Below are 18,411 nucleotides of genomic sequence, written 5' to 3'. Positions count from 1 at the left end.
GCCTCTTCGCGGGTGAACCCGCTCCTACACGGCGGCCTGTGTCCAACCCCCGAGGTGTGTCCACCACCAATCTGTGGTAGGAGCGGGTTTACCCGCGAATACGGTGGCGGCGGCAACGGTGAGCAGCGGATGGAGATTGGCCAGCAGGGCCGGCCTCTTCGCGGGTAAACCCGCGCCTACGGCGGCCTATGTCCAACCCCCCGGTGTGTCTCCACCACCAATCTGTGTAGGAGCGGGTTTACCCGCGAATACGGTGGCGGCGGCGACGGTGAGCAGCGGGTGGAGATTGACCAGCAGGGCCGGCCCATTCGCGGGTGAACCCGCTCCTACAAGCTGGACCGCCCCCCGATGCCTACACCGACTCGTCAGCCGGCCGCGCACCTTCCTGCACCAGCACCATGCTCTGCGGCGAAGACAGTGGAATGCCTTCATCACGCAACCGGCCAAGAATGGTGAACAGAAGGTCGCTGCGGGTGCCCGACACCTGTCGCGGCCCGGCCACGTAGCCACTCACACCAATCACCATACCGTTGGCCGTCAGGTCCTTGAATGACACCGAGGCAGCGGGCGCGTCCAGAATCGCCTCATGCTCATGGTAAGCCGCCAGCAGCAGCTCCCGCACACGGTTGGCATCAGTCTCCAGCGGCAGTGTCAGGGTTATGCTGACCACGCCCAGCGCATTGCCCATGGTCACATTGCGCACGTTCTGCGAGATGAACTGCGAGTTGGGCACGATCACCGTGGAACGGTCAGACATCTGGATCTCGGTGGCGCGTACATTGATGCGGCGGATATCGCCCTCGACACCCGCCAGGCTGACCCAGTCGCCTACCTTCACCGGGCGCTCGGTCAGCAGGATCAGGCCAGAAATGAAGTTCTGCACGATCTGCTGCAAACCGAAACCGATACCGACCGACAGGGCACTGACCACCCAGGTCAGGCTGGTGAGGTTGATGCGCAAGGTCGACATCACCAGCATGGCCAGGAACAGGAAGCCCAGGTAACCCACCAGGGTTACCAACGAGGCCCGCATGCCGGCGTCCATGTCGGTTTCCGGCAGCAGGCGATCGCTTAGCCAGCGCTTGACCACACGGATGGCGAACAGGCCGCCGAGGAAGATCGCCAAGGCCAGCAGGATGTCCTGCGGCACGATGTTCAGGTTGCCGAGTAACTTGCCCCCGGTCCCATCCCAGTCGCCAAGGCTCAGCAGCAATTCGCTGGGGCTGGTGCCTGACGGCATCAACACCAGCAACAGCGCCAGGAACAGCACGATGGTGCGGCCGACACCGGCCAGTATGGTGCTGACCTGCGCCTGGTGACGAGGCGCCAGGCCCAGGGTCGAGGCCAGTGCCAGGCCACCGGGCTGGCGGGGCGACAGCAGGGTTTCGCACAGGTCGCCGAGGAAGGTGGTCAGCAAGTAGGCACAGGTGATCACCAGGCTGACCCACAACAGCTTGGCGGTGAGGAAATAGGCGAGTGTCAGGTAGCCGGTGAACAGTGCCAGCAGGATCAACGTCAGCCAGATGACCATCACGAACGGGATCAGCCCGGCCAGGCCGGTCGGGCGCTGCAGGTCATGCTTGCGCAGGGTGCGGCGGTAACACAGCAGCGCGCTGGCAAAGGTGGACGCCACCACCAGCGCGGTCAGCCCGTTGACGGCCACCGTCAGCGCCAGACTGACGCCGATCACGCTGTTCATGCGCTCCATGGTCATCATGAACATCAGTGCCAATGCCAGCACCTTCGGGAACCAGCCCAACGCACTGGCGACTTGGTCGTGGATCGCCGGCAGCCGCCAGGACGGGCGCTGCAGCATCAGCATGGCGCGGCCCAGGCCGGTGATGAAGGCACTGAACACCACCAGGGTGAGGATGTGGTTGGTCAGGCTGGCGATGTCCGAACCCAATTGCGCATTACTTTCCAGCCCCCAGCGCAGCAACGAAACCGAGCCGGCGATGGTACCCAGGGTTGCCAGGCTAACGCCCAGAGCCAAGGCGCTGCGGCGCAGGCGGCCGTCGGGCAACCAGCGGACCATGGCACTGGCCAGCATGCGTTCAAGCACGCGCCGTACCAACGTCCACACCAGAATCGCTGCCACCAGGCTGGCAACGAACTGCCAGCGGTTTTCGGCGCTGAAGGCGCTGCCGATGGCATCGGCCGCCTCGCCGCGCAAGTCACGCAGGCGCGCCACGTCATCCTGGGTGGGGCGGATGATGCTCTGCCAGAACGCCGGGCTCAGCGGCGAGGCCGCACGGCTGGTGATTTGCGAGTTGAACTGGCTGCGGCGCAGGTTGACGATTTGCGTGGACAGGTCGCGGGCCGACTGGGTCAGCTTGGTGGCCTGATCCTGCTGAGCTACCAGCGCCTTTTTATCGGCCTCCAGCGCTTTGCGCTGCTGCGTCAGGGTAGCGGCCTCGTCCGGCTGGGCTGGGCCGATGACCTTCAGCTGGTCGTCGAGCCTTCCCACATCGGCAGTGCGCTGTGCACTCAATGCATCAGCTTGACGCTGAACCTGCATCGCTGCGAGGCGCAGTTGCGACAGCACGTCGTCGTTGGCCTCGCTGGTGACGCCCTGGCGGATGAGGTCCAAGTGGTCGCTCAGCTGTTCGAGGCTGGCGTTTTCGTCCAATGCTGGCGCTTCGGCAGCCGCCAGATTGGACAATGGCGTGGCTGGGGCCGACCAGGCCGGGCTGGCAAGTACCAGCATCAGGGCCAGCAGGACCAGCAGGCCCGGGCAGTAACGGTCAAGGCTGACACGCCTCATCGAATATTCCTCTTAGCAATTCGATTTGGCGGGGGATTCTACGCGGCTTCGGGCAGTCAGGAGAGTGCCGTTTCTCGCTTCAGCAACTGCTGTTTGCGCTCCACGCCCCAGCGGTAGCCGCTGATATCACCATCCCGGCGTACCACGCGGTGGCAAGGGATGGCCACGGCAATAGGGTTGGCCGCGCAGGCCATGGCTACCGCCCGCACGGCCTTGGGGGCGCCAATGCGCGCGGCGATGTCGGTGTAGCTGACCCGGCTGCCGGCCGGCACCTCACGCAGCGCCTGCCACACCCGCTCCTGAAACGCGGTGCCTTGCACATCCAGCGGCAAGGCCAGGCCCAAAGCCGGCGCTTCGACGAAACCGATCACTTCGGCGACCAGCTGTTCGTAAGCGCTGTCACCGCCAATGAGATGGGCCTTGGGAAACTGGTCCTGCAGATCGTGCAACAGGGCCTCGGGGTCGTCACCCAGCAAGATTGCGCAGATGCCCTTGTCGCTCTGGGCTACCAGTATTGCACCCAGCGAGCACTGGCCAAGGGCGAAGTGAATGGTTGCCCCGGCGCCGCCGGCGCGGTATTGCCGGGGGCGCATGCCCAGGCGCTGGTCGGCGCTTTCGTAGAAGCGGCTGTTGGAGTTGTAGCCGGCGTCGTAGATAGCATCGGTGACCGAGCGCTGGCCGTCTTCCAGGTGCGCACGCAGCCGCCGGGCACGGAAGGCCGTGGCGTAGGCTTTGGGGGTTACCCCGGTTTCAGCCTTGAACAGCCGATGCAGGTGGAAAGGGCTGACGGCCAGCCGTGCACCGAGTTGGTCGAGGCTTGGCGCGGGGTCGCTGGCTTCGATCAAGCGGCAGGCGTGGGTGACAAGCTGGCTGTGTCGGGTGGCACTGGCCTTGCGGATACAGCGTTTGCAAGCACGGTAGCCGGCAGCCTCGGCGGCCGCGGCGGTGTCGTAGAACTCGACGTTCATGCGCTTGGCCTGGCGTGATTTGCAGCCGGGGTGGCAGTAAACGCCGGTGGTACGTACGGCATAGACAAAGTGGCCCGTGGCGGCAGTGTCTCGGCACGCTACGGCTTGCCAGCGTTGGTCGGGGGTGGTGTACAGGTTCATCTATGATTCCCGGATATGTTGTTGCCTGTACAGGCGATGCAAAAACCTCAGGCCCGCCACAGGTACCAGGCCGCCACGGTACGAAACGGCCGCCAGGCGCCGCCCAGCGAACGCATTTGTGCCGGTGTCGGCGCCTTCTCCAGCCCCTTGAGCCGCCGATACCCCTCGCGCACGCCAAAATCGTCCACTGGCAGAATGTCAGACCGCCCCAGGCTATAGATCAGCAGCATCTCCACCGTCCACCGCCCTACCCCACGCAGCGCGACCAGGCGTTCGATCAACGCCTCGTCAGCCAAGGCTAACGCCTGCTCCCGCGTCGGCACCAGGCCCTCCAGGGTGGCTTGAGCAATGCCCTGGACCGTCACCAGCTTGCTTGCCGAAAAGCCGCAGGCGCGCAGGGTTTCCGGGGTTACCGACAGCAACTGCTCTGGCTGCGGAAAATCATTCGCCGGGAACAGCGCCAGCAACCGCCCCAGGATCGCCTCCGCGGCACGGGCGTGCAGTTGCTGGTAGGCAATCGCCCGCACCAACGCCTCATAAGGCTCACGTCCCGGCGTAGCCTGGTGCAGGCAGGGCCCGATCGCTGCGATGTGCCGCGACCAGTCCGGATCAAGTGCCGCCAGGTGTTGCGTGGCCTCGCGATAGGCCTCGGGCGAAAGGTCGGCCAGCATCATGGCACCTCCATCAAGTCGATTGCAGGTCCAGCTTAGCGCAGCCGTTCATCGGGCAAACGCCGGTTCTTGCGCAGCTAATCTTTGGCATGCCATTGCTCGGCACCATCTTCCCCGCATAGAATTGAGAACCATTCACAATCGCACACATCACTGGACTGGGCCTTCTCTACGATGCAGATCAACGACACGCTCAAGCCCACCGAGGTTGCTCTGCTCTACCAGTCTCACCATGCCTGGTTGCGTGGCTGGTTACGCAGCCGGGTCGGTTGCAGTGAACATGCCGCAGACCTGGCCCAGGATACCTTCGTGCGGTTGTTGCGCGCCCGCCAGGTGTCGCCGCTCAAAGAACCGCGCGCCTACCTCAGCAGCATTGCCCGCGGCTTGATGATCGACCAGTTCCGCCGCCGCGCGCTGGAGCGGGCCTACCAGGAAAGCCTGGCTCACCTGCCCGAAGCAGAAGTGCCCAGCGAAGAGGATAAGCTTGTCATCCTCGATAGCCTGGAACGCCTCGACCGCGCCTTGCGCCAGTTGAAAACGCGCGTGCGCCAAGCGTTCCTGCTGGCTCAGCTAGACGGTTTGAGCATCGCGCAGGTTGCCCAACGTCTGGAGGTGTCCAGGGCCACCGTTGAGCGCGACCTGGCCAAGGCCCTGGGCGTCTGCTACCGGTTGCGCTATGCCGATGCCTGATGATACGCCCGCACAGGCTCAGGTCGATCAGGCCATCGACTGGCTGGTGAAGCTGCGTTTCGACAGCCCCAGCCCGCGCACCGAGCAGCAGTTTCAACACTGGCTGGCCAGCCACCCACACAACCGCCTGGCCTGGCAGCGGGTCAGTAATCTGGGCGATGAACTGGCCGGGCTGCCCAAGGACCTTAGCCGGCGCACCCTGGACGCGAGCCAGCCCCCCAAAGCCAGCCGCAGGGACCACCTGAAGTTGCTGGGGCTGTTGGCCGTGGGCGGCAGCCTGGGCTGGGCCGCGCGCGAACCGCTAGGCCTGCCACAACTGCTGGCCGACACCAGCACCGCCACAGGCGAGCAGCGCCAATGGCAAGGCAGTGATGGCAGCCGAATCCAGCTCAACACCGCCAGTGCCATCGACTTGCACTACAGCGCGGAGCAACGCCAGCTGAAACTGATCCATGGCGAGGTCAGCCTGGACAGCAACCCCAGCGACAACCGCCCGTTCCACATCGCCACCCGTGTCGGCCAGCTGACCACCTTCGATGGCCAGCTGTTGCTACGCGAAAACAGTCAGGGCCTGCTGCTGTCGGTGCGTCGTGGTGAAGTCACGTTGTTCCCTGCCTCGGCCTCAGCGAGGCAAGTGCTGCCGGGTGAAACCCTGCAAGTCGGAACCAACGGCAGCATTCAGGCCAGAACGCTGCACAACGACCCCTGGGGCTGGACCGAAGGTGTACTCAGCGTGCAGCAGATGCCACTCGCCGAGTTTGTTACCGAGCTTGGCCGCTACCGACCGGGCCTGCTGCGCTGCGTTCCAGAAGTGGCGGGCTTGAAAGTTTCAGGCACCTATCAGTTGGCTGACACCGGGCAAATCCTGCAACTGCTCACCCGCAGCCTGCCCGTGCGGGTCGAGTACAGGACGCGTTATTGGGTAAGCATCGGCGCGGCCTAAAGGGATATCACTGCGCCACAGCCCGCATCCGCCCACGTCGCCGGTATGACTGCCTGGCAAAGCACACGAACAGCCCGGCCATCAGCGCCAGCGCCATGGGCAAACCGTGGGGCGCGACATTCATGGCTGCCCCACTGACCAGCGGCCCGACCAGGCTGCCCACGCCCCACAGCAAGCCCACACTGGCATTGGCAGTGACCAGGTCCTGGCCCTTGAAGCGCTGCCCGATCAGCACCAGCGCCAGGGTATAGATGCCACCCGCCACCGCGCCCAGCACTACCAACAGCGGCCACAGCAGCCAGGTCAGATTCAGCAGCCAGGGCAAACCGATGCCGATCACCATCGCCACCAGCCCGCACGCCAGGTGCAGCCCGGTGCGCTCAACCCGGTCGGCCAACCAGCCCAGCGGCAGCTGGAACAGCATGTCGCCGGCAAACACCACCGTCACCATCAATGCCGCCACGCCAACGGCAAAGCCATGGCTGGTGGCGTACACCGGCAGCAGCGACAGCACCACGGCATCGAAGAACGAGAAGAACAGCACCGCCATGCACAACGCCGGTGCCACCCGGAAGAACCCGGCCAAGCCGAAGCTTTTTTCGCCCTCTTCGTGCGCGACATGGTCGTTGGGCACGGTCAGCACGATGCACAGCAACGCCAGCCCATAACAGACCGTGACGACACCCGTGATCCAAGGGCTATCGGCGCCCAGCACTGCCAGCATGGCCGGGCCGAGCACCTGAAAGCCCGTAAAGCTGGTGGCGTACAGGGCCATGATCTTGCCGCGGTTATGCTCGGGGCACAATTCGTTGACCCACGACTCGCCAAGGATGATGGCGATCCCCATGCCAAGCCCCAGGCCCAGGCGCAGCAGCGCCAGCAGCCACAACGAGCCGAACGCCGACTCGAGCAAGGCGATGCTGACCGTGCACAGGCTGAAACACAGCAGATAAATGGTGCGCCGGGTGAGATGGCGGCAGCAGACGTCGACCAGAAAAGCAGAGAGCATCATGCCGGCGGCAGGGATGGCCGAGATGATGCCGATTTCCAGTGTGCTCGCCCCCGCTTCATGCAGGCGCAACGACACCAGCGGCAAGCTGGCTCCCAAACTGAAACCCACGACAGAAACGGCGAACAACAAGCCCGCCAATAAACGCATGTTCATGTACCACTCCTGGCAAACCGAAAAGACGTGCAGAAACAGGCGCGCACGCCGGGACGGCGAGCGACGCTAAAGCGCAGATCAGTTCAGGCGAGGTGTGGCGAGAAGGTGAAGGCAAACAGCACGCTGCGGCGGCGCTTGAGCACCGTGTCACTCGGCCATGCACGACGCAGTGCCTGGAAGGCAGGCTGGCGGGCGTGTGGGAGGGACTGGGTACGGCGCATTGCTTTGGCTACTACGCAGGTGATTGAAAAAGAGGCGGCACTCTAGCCACCTCCGGGGGGCGAGTCAATTGCCCGGGGGCCTGGCAGAGGCCCCCGGCGCTTTCAGCGTTTACCTGTACTTGGCAGGAACACCGCCAACAACCCGAACAATGGCAGGAACGAGCACAACCCGTACACATACTCGATACCACGCAGGTCTGCTACGTACCCCAACAGCGCAGCGCCAATGCCACCAAAGCCGAACATCAGGCCGAAGAAGATCCCGGCAATCATGCCCACGCTGCCCGGCACCAGTTCCTGCGCATACACCACGATCGCGGAAAACGCAGAAGCCAGGATAAAGCCGATCACCACGCTCAGTACTGTGGTCCAGAACAAATCGGCATACGGCAGCGCCAGCGTGAACGGCGCCACGCCCAGTATCGAAAACCAGATCACAGCCTTGCGCCCGATACGGTCACCGATCGGCCCGCCAAAGAAGGTGCCCGCCGCCACCGCGCCGAGGAACAGGAACAGGTGCAGCTGTGAGCTGGCCACCGACACACCGAACTTCTCGATCAGGTAGAAAGTAAAGTAGCTGGTGAAGCTGGCCATGTAGAAGTACTTGGAGAACACCAGCAGGCCCAGCACGATCAACGCCGCAATGACCCGATTGCGCGAAATGCCGTGGGTAGCCTGAACCGCCTTGCGCGCCTTGGCCTGATTGAGGTGCTCCTTGTACCAGCCGCGCAGCATCAGGGTGACGCCGAGGAAGAACAGCCCGGCCACACCGAACCACGCCACATGGGTCTGGCCGAACGGAATGACGATGGCCGCTGCCAGTAGCGGGCCCAGAGCGGAGCCGGTGTTGCCACCGACCTGGAAGGTCGATTGGGCCAGGCCGAAGCGCCCGCCCGAGGCCAGCCTTGCAATGCGCGAGGTTTCCGGGTGGAAGGTCGACGAGCCGATGCCCACCAGCGCCGACGCCAGCAGGATCATCGGAAAGCTGCCAACGAAGGCCAGCATCACAATCCCCACCAACGTGCACAGGGTGCCTAGCGGCAGCAGATTTGGCGTGGGCCGGCGATCGGTGAAGAAGCCGACCCAAGGCTGCAGCAGCGAGGCGGTGATCTGGAACGTCAGGGTGATCATGCCGATCTGGGCGAAGCTCAGGTCGTAGTTGGCCTTGAGCATCGGGTAGATCGCCGGCAGCACCGACTGGATCAGGTCGTTGATCAAGTGCGCCAAGGCGCAGAAACCGATGATACGCATCACCAACGGCGAGGCTTGGCTTGCCGCTGCCGGGGTGGATGCGGTGGAGGCACTACTGGTGGCCATTTACCTAAATCTCCGTCCTCAGGTTTGGGATCCGATTATCGGGAAACAAATAGATACATAGCTACCTTTTTATTTGCCTGTTGCCACACGCTTGAAAATGGAAAGCGCCAGCGCGATGAAGATTGACCTGCGCGGCCGCATCCGCCGACTGCACCTGGCGCAGGGTACTCGCTTGCAGATAGCCCGCCATGCAGGGCATGACCAACTTGTGGTGCTCAGTAGCAAGGTCATTGTCATCCAGGGGGGAGCAGCGGATGGTCTCGGCGGGAGGGCGGCGACTTCTGCCTCGACCGGCCTGGCCAAAGCCTGCAACCCTTGGCTACAGCCCAGCAGTTGCAGTTGCTGGACGTGCGCGGGCACTGGCTTGTGGTGCACTGAAACCGGGGCTGGCCGCTAAGTTTTTGAAAGCGTGCAAATTTTTTTTGAAATGAGTGTTGACAGGGGGGGCGTTCAAGAGAATAATGCGCGCCATCGGCTACATAGCTCAGTTGGTTAGAGCATAGCATTCATAATGCTGGGGTCCGGGGTTCAAGTCCCTGTGTAGCCACCAAACAAGACGAAGGGCTTACCGCAAGGTAAGCCCTTTTTCTTTGCCTGCAAAAAAGTTCACTGGCACCAGCGCAAAACCCTTCCAGCAGCAGCCTCGAATCTCAGCTTGGCTGCTGCAATCGCCGCCTCAACGCATTCCGGTCACCGCCACAGCCAGGCCAAGCCCGATCAATGCCAGACCAATGGCCCGATCCACCAGCACTTGCCGCTCGATCATCGCCTTGCGCAATGCCGTACTGGAGAAAAATACCGCCACCAGGCTGAACCACAGCCAATGGGCGACGGACATGAACGCACCGTAGGCGAAGTTCAGTGCCAGCGGGCTGCCAGGCTGTACCACCTGGGTGAAGGCACTGATGACAAACAACATGGTCTTGGGGTTGAGGGCATTGGTCAGAAAGCCGGTGCGCAGCGCTTGCAGTACGCCGGCAGCGGACCGGCCAACCCCGTTCAGGCTGATGCGCCGGGTGTTGGTCAATGACTTGTACCCCAGGTAGATCAGGTAGCCCGCACCCAGCACTTTCATGATCAGGAACAGCGCCGGGCTCTGGCTGATGATTACGGCAATGCCCAACACCGTGTACAACACATGCACCTGCACCCCCAGGGCGATGCCTACGGCAGCAGCCAGCCCGGCCTTGCGCCCCTGTGCATAACTGCTGCGTGTGACCATGGCGAAGTCTGCGCCGGGGCTTATGACGGCGAGCAGGGTGAACAGGGCGACGGCGATGAGTTCGGTCATGCTGAGGGCTCTCGATAGGCGATGGAAATGCACAGAACGCCAATTATCGAGCGCTTACAGACGCGGCAAAATCGATTTATGCTGAGATGAATCTGATAGTTTTGCTCACAGATATGTACAGCCTGCCTTGGCCTCTTCGCGGGTAAACCCGCTCCTACAGAGAAATATGTGGCCATGTAGGAGCGGGTTTACCCGCGAAGAGGCCGGCACAGCTGAACAGGGATATCATGAAACTGCCGCCACTCAACGCCTTCCGCTACTTCGACATCGCCGCCCAGACCGAAAGCTTCGTGCGCGCCGCCGAACATTTGCACGTCACTCACGGCGCGGTCAGCCGCCAAGTTCGCCTGCTTGAAGAAAGCCTTGGCGTGGAACTGTTCGAGCGCCGCAACCGGGCCATTTTCCTCACCCCCGCCGGTCGTGCCCTGCAAGGCACCACCCAAGCGATCTTCGAACAACTTGAAGGCGCCGTGCAGCGCCTGCAGCAGCAAGCTCGCGACAATGTGCTGGTGCTGTCTTGCGAGCCGACCATCGCCATGCGCTGGCTGATCCCGCGCTTACCGAGATTCCATGCCGCCCACCCCGACCTTCAGTTGCACTTGGTCGCCGCAGGCGGCCCGCTGGACTTCGCCCGCAGCGGTGTCGACCTGGCAATACGCCGCGACGACTTCCACTGGGACAACCAACTGTACAGCCAGAAAATCTGCGACGAATGGATCGGCCCGGTTTGCCACGCCGCCTCCCCTGCCCTCCTTGACGGCCAACGGCTGCTGCACAGCACCACCCGCCCCGCTGCCTGGCCCACCTGGCTGCGCCTGAGCGGCCAGCAGGCGCGACACAGCGAGCGCAGCGACTACGAACATTTCTACCTGTCGATTCAGGCCGCCAGCGCCGGCCTGGGCCTGGCCATTGCCTCAGCCCTGATGGTGCGCGACGAACTCGACAGCGGGCAGTTGCAGGCGCCGTACGGTTTTGTGCGTGATGGCTCGGCCTACCACCTGCTCAGCCCACAGCCCTTGGGCGACAGCGGCAAGTGCCAGCGCTTCGCCGAGTGGATAATGGACGAATGCCGGGGTTGCCTGGCTCATTTGGGTTTGATGCAGAACGACGACCCGGCACTGCCATCGCCACCCCAGGTGCGATAGCCGGCGGTATCCACATGAATGCGGCCTGATGGGTAGCGGCCCAGCCCCATGTTCCAGGCTTGGCCGTGCTGCTGCCAGAAACGGCACAGCGGATTGGGATCGGCCCAGGCCGGCAGCAGTATGTCGACGGCAAAAGCGCGGGTATGCGCACTGTTGGCCGCCCCGCCCGCACAGGCGTTCAGACGCGGCTCACGGTAAGCCGAAACCACCTCGAACTGGCGCAGGATGCCTTGGTCGTCGAGTGCATTGATCAACGCGAGGGTCGAGCGTACAGCCGCCCAATTACCGGCGGGCGGTACGGCGAAAGGCGATGCGTGGCACAGCTTCCAGTCCGATGCCGAGCGCAGCAACTGGTGGATTGGCACTACACCGTAAAGCCGGGCATCTACCAGCATTTCACGGAAGGGGCGGGTTTGATGATCACCCGCCCACTGGGCGAACATCCACACGTCGCGCTCGTCTGCGTGGGCAGCGCTTGCTACACACAGGCCCGCTGCCAAAAGCAGTTTTCTCATTCTTTATCCGTCCCTGCCGAGAACAAAGCCTGCGCGCCCGGGCAAGCCCCTGCAAGGTCAGTCTTCGAACAGGGTGCAGGCCATTACCAGGGCGTCTTCACGGCCGCCGGCGATCGGGTAGTAGTCGCGGCGGCGGCCAATTTCGTTGAAACCGTAACGTTCGTATAAACGATAGGCCGACTGGTTGCTGGCGCGTACTTCCAGAAAGCATTCGCGGCCATTGAGCTGATAGGCCCGGGCCATCAGGTGCTCGAGCAGACGCAGGCCCAGGCCGCAACCTTGGTTTTCCGGTTTTACGGTGATGTTGAGCAGGTGCGCTTCGTCGATGATCACGTTGATCACGCCATGACCCACTTGCTGCTCGCCGTCGAACATCAGCCAGACTTCGTACGATTTGAGCGCATCCTGAAAGATTCCGCGGGTCCACGGATGACTGAACGCGGCATATTCGATCTTAAGTACGGCATCCAGATCCGCCTCGTTCATCGGGCGGAAGCTGATCGAGTCACTCATTCAACGCTCTTCCAGCGCGCCATCAGCTGGCGCATGGCTTTCCAGACGTCCGCCTTGCGTTGCGGCTCGTCCATCAACAGTTCAAGGCCCGGCAATGCCCAGGCGTCGCCCAGGCTGTCGAGCGTCAGGGTTTGGTAGTAGGCCTCGGCGTCGGCATTGGCGGCAAAACGCAATGCAGGCAGGCCGACCAACCACAGACAGGTACACGGGGCGTCTTCCAGGCGGGCCTGAACGAAGCCTTGGACGAAATCGCGCGCAGCCTCCGGCCCCTGGTCCATGTTGCCGCGTACCAGCAGCGGCCAGCGCACCGGCTCGCCGATGATCTGCGGGGCGTCGGGCAGGCCGGCGGCGCGCAGCATGTCCTTGAGCAGCAGGTAGGAGGGGTCGCGGCTCTGGAACGGCTGGCCGGTGGCCAGTTCCACCAGCAGCAAGCAACTGCCGGCGCGCAACAACTGCAGCGAGAAGCGCGGTGGTGGCACGGGCGTCGGGCGCGCAGCTACGGGCTGCTCTTGTGCTTCGGCGGGCTTGACGGCGGGTTTGGGCACACTGCCCGGGCGCGGGATCTCGATTTTCGGCCGTTCGCCAGAGCGGGCCTGGGGGGTGACGGGTGTTTCGTTGGTTGCCGACGCCGGCCTGACCTCGAAATCGATGTCCTCGACTGGCGCAACCGGCAGCAGCAGTTCGGGCCGCGAAGGTGCGGCGAACGGCAGCTCGGCACGCGGCAGCCAGTGCACCACTTGCATGGCGGAAAGGTAGGCGCGGCGACGGGGTTCGGTCAGCAAGGGGCGGGTATCCGAGGGGGGGGGGACGGCAATTGGGCATTCTAACGTGTACGCCGTGGTTTTTGCAGCGCCTATCAGACCGAGCGCCACCGCACCAACAACGCCCTACACCTACACACTCCATGGTTATCTCTCATTACAGACCAAGGGGTAAAAACCACCCCCGCGAATGCAGTACAATCGCCCCCTTTTTCTTGGCAACGAGTCGAAGCCAATGATCGAACCCAAGCGCGTCCTGCGCGCCCTAGCCGAACACTGGGCCCTGATCGAGCCGCTGTGCGAGCGTTTCGACCAGGGCACCCTGAGCCTGGTCGAACTGCGCCAGCATGTGGCTCGCCAGCAGCTCGAAAGCACCCCGCAGGACATCACCCAGCTACTCGACGTTTGGATCCGCCTGGATATCCTGGTCCCGGTGGCCAAGAGCCCGAACCGTTTCGAGCTCAACGCGCAGATCCACGACTTCCTCGCCTACCTGCGCCGCGAACACCGGCTGGGCCTGTGCCTGGAGATCGAAGCCTACTTGCGCCACCTGGAGCGCCTGGCCGGGCACATCCAGGATGCCTTCGACAACCGCGACAGCGACGACCTGGCACGCCAGCTGCGCCTGCTCGACATGCGCGTGCGCGATGTGCTGAAAAAGCTCGACAACGACGAGCAGGCGCTGGTGGCCGTGGCCGAACGGGCCAAGACCAGCAACCGCCAGATTCCGCTGCGCCAGCGTTATGCAGAAGTACTGGCCACCTGGGACGAATACGTCGAGCCGATGATTCAGCTGGTCAACGCCGACGGCGCCTTCGAGCAGGGTGTACGCAAGGTTGAGACCGTGCTGCTGAAACTGCTGGGCGAACAAGCGCGCCTGGGCCACCTGGTCGACGACGACATGCTGCTGCGCACCCACGCGCGCATCCTTGAAATGCAGACCAGCGCCCAGTTGACCCTGCGCCACGCCCGCGAACTGCTGCTGCCGCTGCGCGAAGAAGCCCGCCGGCACAACGCCGTGACCCGCGGCGCCGCACTGGCCCTGTCGGTGATCCGGCGCAAGGGCATCGATGCCGTGCCGCAAGCGGCCATGCCGATGTTCACACGTCCGCAAAGCACCTTCCTTGGCAGTGCCAGCCAGGTTGAGGCCTACGTTTACGCACTGGCCCGCTTCGAGCCCAAACCGGCGCGCTTCCCCAAAGCCCACAAGACCCAGTCTGACGCCCTGCCCCGTGCTCCGCGCACGGTCAAGGAAATGACCGAACGCTGCGAACAGGCCCTGCCACTGCCCGACCTGATGGTCTGGCTGCTGGAGCAGGAGCCCGAAGGCGCCACCGACGAGCTGCTGTACTGGTTCTCGCGTCTGTCGCGGGAAAAGCGCTTCAAGCGCGAACGCCTCGACCGCCGCGAATACACAACTCAGGAACACCTGGTCAGCCTGCGTTCGTTCGCCCTGACCTCCAGCCGCGAAGACGCTCCCAGCGCGCCTACCGAACCCAACGCGAGCCCAGCCCATGCATCTTGATCTTTCCGAACTGTCCCAGCTCGCGCCGATCTTCCGCGAGCTGTTCAAAGGCTTCCACGTCAGCCGGCGCGACCCTGAGCTGTACGCCCAGCTGTCGAACTTCCAGGACCAGTACCGCACCCTGTTCAAGGCCCTGGGCTTCGAGCTGGTATGCGACACCCGTGGTTTCTACTACTTCGTTCCGGACATGACCGCCGCGCAGGTCAACAAGACCGCGCAGCGCCTGTCGCTGTTCACCTTCATTCTGGTCGAGCACCTTGCTGACCAAGGCCGCGACCCGATGGCCGTGCTCGACGGCGGTAGCATCGGCCGCGACGAACTGCCCTCGCTTCTGGACAAGTACCGCGACCTGTTCCTGCAGGCCGAAGTGCAGACCGTGGACGAGCTGGAAGAAAAAATCCTGCGCCGCATGACCCAGCTCGGCTTCGCCCATGAGGAAGGCGGCATCTACCGCTTCCTGCCGCCCATGCACCGCTTCCTCGATGTGTGCCTTTCGGTGCAGCAGGACCGTGACCTGGCCGCCACCCTGCACAGCGACCTGCCGCTACCGACCCCAGTATTGGTCGAGGAAGAAAGCGCCGAAGAACTCAACCGTACCGACGACCCGCTCGACCTCGCGCCTTTCCAGGGTGAGGAAAGCGAAGAGGACGCCCTGGCCCGGGCTATCCGCGAAGAGCAACAGGAGATTGACGCATGAGCCAGGAACGCTACGGCATCCGCCGCTTCGCACTGCTCAACACCGCCGGCTACAGCCTTGGCCTGTTCCCGCTGGAGCACCCGCTGTCGGTATACGGCGCCAACAACCTGGGTAAATCGGCGTCGATCAACGCCCTGCAGTTCCCGATCCTGGCACGCATGTCGGACATGAGTTTCGGCAAGTACAGCCTTGAGCAGTCGCGTCGCTTCTACTTCGCCAGCGACACCTCGTACATTCTCTGCGAACTGAGCCTGCCCCACGGCCCGCACGTGATCGGCGTGGTCGGGCGCGGCCCGGGCGGCGGTTTCGGCCACCAGTTCTTCGCCTACAAGGGCGAACTGGACCTGGCCCACTACCAGAAGAACGACACCTGCCTGCGACAGAAAGAGCTGTTCACCAACCTTGAACGCCTGGGGATCAAGGCTTACGAACTGAAGCCGGACGAACTGCGCCGACTACTGGTGGGCGGGCACACCTCGGTGCCGCTGGACCTGACCATGATCCCGCTGCGCTCCACCAGCGAGCAAAGCCTGAAAACCTTCCGCGCGCTGTTCATCAACCTGCTGCACATGCGTGAAATCACCGCCGCCAAACTCAAGCAGCTGTTCCTCGACGCCTTCGAGCACAGCCTGCGCTCGGGCAGCGTCGACTACATCGCTGCGTGCGAGGAAGCCTTCCGCGACGTACGTCGCATGGAGCAGGACTACAACGCCCTGGTCGCTGCCGGCCCGCTGGTCGAGGCCCTGGCCGGTGGCGTGGCCCAGCGCGACATCCTGCGTGGCAAGCTGCACCGCATTTCGCCTGTGCTCGACACCCTGCTGGGCACTTGGCAGGAATACGCCATGGCACGCAAGGAAGAGCTGGTCATCCAGTCCGAGCACTACCGTGGCGAGCAGGACCGCCTGCAGAACGACCAGCGCGGCGGCACCCAGGAGCTGATGCGCCTGGAGCGTGAAATTACCGGTATCCAGCGCTGGCTAGGCGAGCTGTCGGTGCTCAAGCACCGCTTTGCGCTGGTTGATGACGTCAAGGTGCTGGAACAGCAACTGCTGGCGGCCAAGGACGCCCACGACGAGTTGGCTGGCGCACTGGCCCAGTCACGCCAGTTCAGTGCCGAAGACCTCGACGAGCGCGTACGCGACCTGGAAAAACGCCTGAAGCAGGTCAAGCAGCAGCTGGATCACGCTGACAACAATAGCTATGCCCGCCTGCGCGAAGAGTTCTCGCAGCAGGACGTCGACCGCCTGATGCGCCTGTTCAACGGCGCATTGTTCAGCCTGCCGCTGGGCGACCGCGGCATCGAGCTGGACGACAGCGACCTGTGGGTGAAGTCGCTGGAAGCGGTGCTCGACGGCTTCAAGGGCGAACGTTTCGAGGCCCCGGGCCTGGCCATCGACCTGACCCACATCGACCCGCCGGCACTGCAGGCCCTGGCCGACCGTGCCGCCCTGCGCGACCAGAAAGAGCGCCTGGAAAAAGAGCTCAAGCAGCTAAAAACCCAGCAAGCCGTGGCCGCCGACCGCTCCGCCTCCAAAGCGCAGACCGAAACCCTGTACCAGGAGGTGCTGGACGCGCAGAAGGCGCTGGAAGACTTCCGCCGCAGCCAGACCCTTGCCGCCGAAGAGCCCGAGAAACTGGAACAACTCTCGCAACTGGAAGCGGCCCAGGACGAACTCAAACGCTCCAGCGACGCCTTCACCGAGCGCGTCCAGCAGCTGTCAGCCAAGTTGCAACTGGTCGGCCGCCAGCTCGGCGACCTCGAGTCCAAGCAGCGCACCCTGGAAGACGCCCTGCGCCGTCGCCAGCTGCTGCCGGCCGACCTGCCCTACGGCACGCCATACATGGAAGCCATCGACGACTCGATGGACAACCTGCTGCCGCTGCTCAATGACTACCAGGACAGCTGGCAAGGCCTGCAACGGGTGGACAACCAGATCGAGGCGCTGTACGCCCAGGTGCGCCTGAAGGGCGTGGCCAAGTTCGACAGCGAAGACGACATGGAACGCCGCCTGCAACTGCTGGTGAACGCCTATGCGCACCGTACCGACGAAGCCCTGACCTTGGCCAAGGCACGCCGCGCCGCAGTCACCGACATCGCCCGAACCCTGCGCAACATCCGCAGCGACTACGACAGCCTTGAGCACCAACTGGCCCTGTTCAACCGCGAGATCAACAAGCGCCAGGTGTCCAACCTGGAAAGCTTCCGCGTGGTACTGGCGCCGAACAAGGAAGCGCTCAAGCACATCGACCAGATTATCCACAGTGCCGGCCAGTACGAAGAAGGCGAAACCCTGTCGGTCTTCGACCTGACCCAGAGTGCCGACCAGGACAACAAGAACGAGGAGGCCAAGGAGTACCTGGCACGGCTGGTGGCGGCCAACCACAACCAGCTGGGCCTGAAGGACCTGTTCGAGCTGGCGTTCGAGATCACCAAGGTCAATGGCCAGCCGATCATCCACGCCGACATTGACGGCGCAGCGTCCAACGGCACCACCATGACCATCAAGGCGCTGACCAACATGTACCTGTTGCTGCACCTGATGGACCGAGACCTGGCCGGGCGCATTCGCCTGCCGTACTACCTGGACGAAGCGGCAGATATCGACGAACGCAACCAGGCGGCACTGCTGGAGACCAGCCAGCAACTGGGCTTCGTACCGATCCTGGCGAGTGTGAAACCACAGGTATCGGCACACGTTGCGATCGACCTGGAAGGTGGTAGCGGGCCGAACGGCATCTACATCGACGAGGCGGACTGGAAGTTCATCAGCCGGCTGGATGAAGTGAGGGCGGCTGTGCGTGAGGATCAGGCCGAGGAACTGGCCTGAGATAGCTGGGGCCGCTTTGCGGCCCATTCGCGGGTGAACCCGCTCCTACGACGACCTGCGTCCAACCACCGATGCGTGTGTAGGAGCGGGTTTACCCGCGAATACGGTGGTGATTGCAACGGTGAACGACGGGGGGAAATTGGCCAGCAGGTCCGGCCCTTTCGCGGGTGAACCCGCTCCTACGACGGCCTGCGTCCAACCACCGATGCGTGTGTAGGAGCGGGTTTACCCGCGAATACGGTGGTGATTGCAACGG

General features: G+C 63.5%; 16 protein-coding genes and 1 tRNA gene. 7 read left to right on the top strand and 10 right to left on the bottom strand.

The features are described from left to right. Window positions 1-352: 352 nt before the first annotated feature. From INQ47_RS16745 to INQ47_RS16735, 3 genes are read right to left on the bottom strand one after another with little or no spacing between them, the layout of a single operon-like run. Window positions 353-2,764: a DUF3772 domain-containing protein gene (locus INQ47_RS16745; protein WP_252459310.1), complete on the bottom strand. Its 2,412-nt coding sequence runs from the start codon at window positions 2,762-2,764 to the stop codon at window positions 353-355. A gap of 56 nt (window positions 2,765-2,820) precedes the next feature. After that, window positions 2,821-3,873 carry a bifunctional DNA-binding transcriptional regulator/O6-methylguanine-DNA methyltransferase Ada gene (gene ada / locus INQ47_RS16740; RefSeq protein ID WP_252459309.1) on the bottom strand — a complete coding sequence of 351 codons (1,053 nt, stop codon included), beginning with the start codon at window positions 3,871-3,873 and terminating at the stop codon, window positions 2,821-2,823. A gap of 47 nt (window positions 3,874-3,920) precedes the next feature. Next, on the bottom strand, window positions 3,921-4,547 hold the full coding sequence (locus INQ47_RS16735) for a DNA-3-methyladenine glycosylase (protein WP_252459308.1): 627 nt from the start codon (window positions 4,545-4,547) through the stop codon (window positions 3,921-3,923). Window positions 4,548-4,718: 171 nt separating this feature from the next. Between INQ47_RS16735 and INQ47_RS16730 the strand changes: the two genes are divergently transcribed. Together INQ47_RS16730 and INQ47_RS16725 are read left to right on the top strand one after the other, a co-directional pair. Then, window positions 4,719-5,234 carry a sigma-70 family RNA polymerase sigma factor gene (locus tag INQ47_RS16730; RefSeq protein ID WP_252459307.1) on the top strand — a complete coding sequence of 172 codons (516 nt, stop codon included), beginning with the start codon at window positions 4,719-4,721 and terminating at the stop codon, window positions 5,232-5,234. Beyond that, on the top strand, window positions 5,221-6,177 hold the full coding sequence (locus INQ47_RS16725) for a FecR domain-containing protein (protein WP_404702132.1): 957 nt from the start codon (window positions 5,221-5,223) through the stop codon (window positions 6,175-6,177). The genes INQ47_RS16730 and INQ47_RS16725 overlap by 14 nt, the downstream gene beginning before the upstream one ends. Window positions 6,178-6,184: 7 nt before the next feature. Here INQ47_RS16725 and INQ47_RS16720 read toward each other — a convergent pair whose 3' ends face one another. The 3 genes from INQ47_RS16720 to INQ47_RS16710 form a co-directional block, all read right to left on the bottom strand. Beyond that, a complete protein-coding gene (locus INQ47_RS16720) occupies window positions 6,185-7,342 on the bottom strand; it encodes an MFS transporter (RefSeq protein WP_252459305.1) in 1,158 nt (385 codons plus the stop codon). A gap of 83 nt (window positions 7,343-7,425) precedes the next feature. Then, entirely contained in the window at window positions 7,426-7,563 is a 138-nt protein-coding gene (locus tag INQ47_RS16715) for a hypothetical protein (protein WP_003247435.1), read from the bottom strand. A gap of 102 nt (window positions 7,564-7,665) precedes the next feature. Beyond that, window positions 7,666-8,880, bottom strand: a complete 1,215-nt coding sequence (locus INQ47_RS16710) for an MFS transporter (RefSeq protein WP_404702131.1) — start codon at window positions 8,878-8,880, stop codon at window positions 7,666-7,668. A 473-nt stretch (window positions 8,881-9,353) separates the two neighbouring features. Between INQ47_RS16710 and INQ47_RS16705 the strand changes: the two genes are divergently transcribed. Next, window positions 9,354-9,430: transfer RNA gene (locus INQ47_RS16705), tRNA-Met, on the top strand. 126 nt (window positions 9,431-9,556) lie between these two features. On the opposite strand, the gene INQ47_RS16700 is transcribed toward INQ47_RS16705, so the two are convergent. After that, complete coding sequence (locus INQ47_RS16700) at window positions 9,557-10,171, bottom strand: LysE family translocator (protein WP_404702130.1); 615 nt, start codon at window positions 10,169-10,171, stop codon at window positions 9,557-9,559. Window positions 10,172-10,398: 227 nt separating this feature from the next. Between INQ47_RS16700 and INQ47_RS16695 the strand changes: the two genes are divergently transcribed. Beyond that, window positions 10,399-11,316 carry a LysR substrate-binding domain-containing protein gene (locus INQ47_RS16695; RefSeq protein ID WP_404702129.1) on the top strand — a complete coding sequence of 306 codons (918 nt, stop codon included), beginning with the start codon at window positions 10,399-10,401 and terminating at the stop codon, window positions 11,314-11,316. Here INQ47_RS16695 and INQ47_RS16690 read toward each other — a convergent pair. The 3 genes from INQ47_RS16690 to INQ47_RS16680 are packed head-to-tail and all read right to left on the bottom strand — an operon-like array spanning window position 11,256 to window position 13,126. Further along, complete coding sequence (locus INQ47_RS16690) at window positions 11,256-11,831, bottom strand: D-Ala-D-Ala carboxypeptidase family metallohydrolase (protein ID WP_404702128.1); 576 nt, start codon at window positions 11,829-11,831, stop codon at window positions 11,256-11,258. The genes INQ47_RS16695 and INQ47_RS16690 overlap by 61 nt on opposite strands. A 57-nt stretch (window positions 11,832-11,888) precedes the next feature. Further along, complete coding sequence (gene rimI / locus INQ47_RS16685; protein WP_252459300.1) at window positions 11,889-12,344, bottom strand: ribosomal protein S18-alanine N-acetyltransferase; 456 nt, start codon at window positions 12,342-12,344, stop codon at window positions 11,889-11,891. Then, window positions 12,341-13,126: an energy transducer TonB gene (locus INQ47_RS16680; RefSeq protein WP_404702127.1), complete on the bottom strand. Its 786-nt coding sequence runs from the start codon at window positions 13,124-13,126 to the stop codon at window positions 12,341-12,343. The genes rimI and INQ47_RS16680 overlap by 4 nt, the downstream gene beginning before the upstream one ends. A gap of 214 nt (window positions 13,127-13,340) precedes the next feature. Here INQ47_RS16680 and mksB point away from each other — a divergent pair, with 214 nt between their 5' ends. From mksB to mksF, 3 genes are read left to right on the top strand one after another with little or no spacing between them, the layout of a single operon-like run. Then, window positions 13,341-14,630, top strand: coding sequence for an Mks condensin complex protein MksB (gene mksB, locus INQ47_RS16675; RefSeq protein ID WP_028698108.1), 1,290 nt, complete (start codon window positions 13,341-13,343; stop codon window positions 14,628-14,630). Further along, complete coding sequence (gene mksE, locus INQ47_RS16670) at window positions 14,620-15,327, top strand: Mks condensin complex protein MksE (protein WP_252459298.1); 708 nt, start codon at window positions 14,620-14,622, stop codon at window positions 15,325-15,327. Before mksB ends, mksE begins: the two co-directional genes overlap by 11 nt. After that, the gene (mksF, locus tag INQ47_RS16665; RefSeq protein WP_252459297.1) at window positions 15,324-18,155 is read left to right on the top strand and encodes an Mks condensin complex protein MksF; all 2,832 of its coding nucleotides are present in this window, start codon (window positions 15,324-15,326) and stop codon (window positions 18,153-18,155) included. Before mksE ends, mksF begins: the two co-directional genes overlap by 4 nt. Window positions 18,156-18,411 lie beyond the last annotated feature (256 nt).

This window comes from Pseudomonas sp. 3HC3, from assembly GCF_044904505.1.
GTDB lineage: Bacteria > Pseudomonadota > Gammaproteobacteria > Pseudomonadales > Pseudomonadaceae > Aquipseudomonas > Aquipseudomonas putida_Y.
Note: the sequence above shows the minus strand (reverse complement) of the source record. Positions and strands in the feature narration are given on the sequence as shown.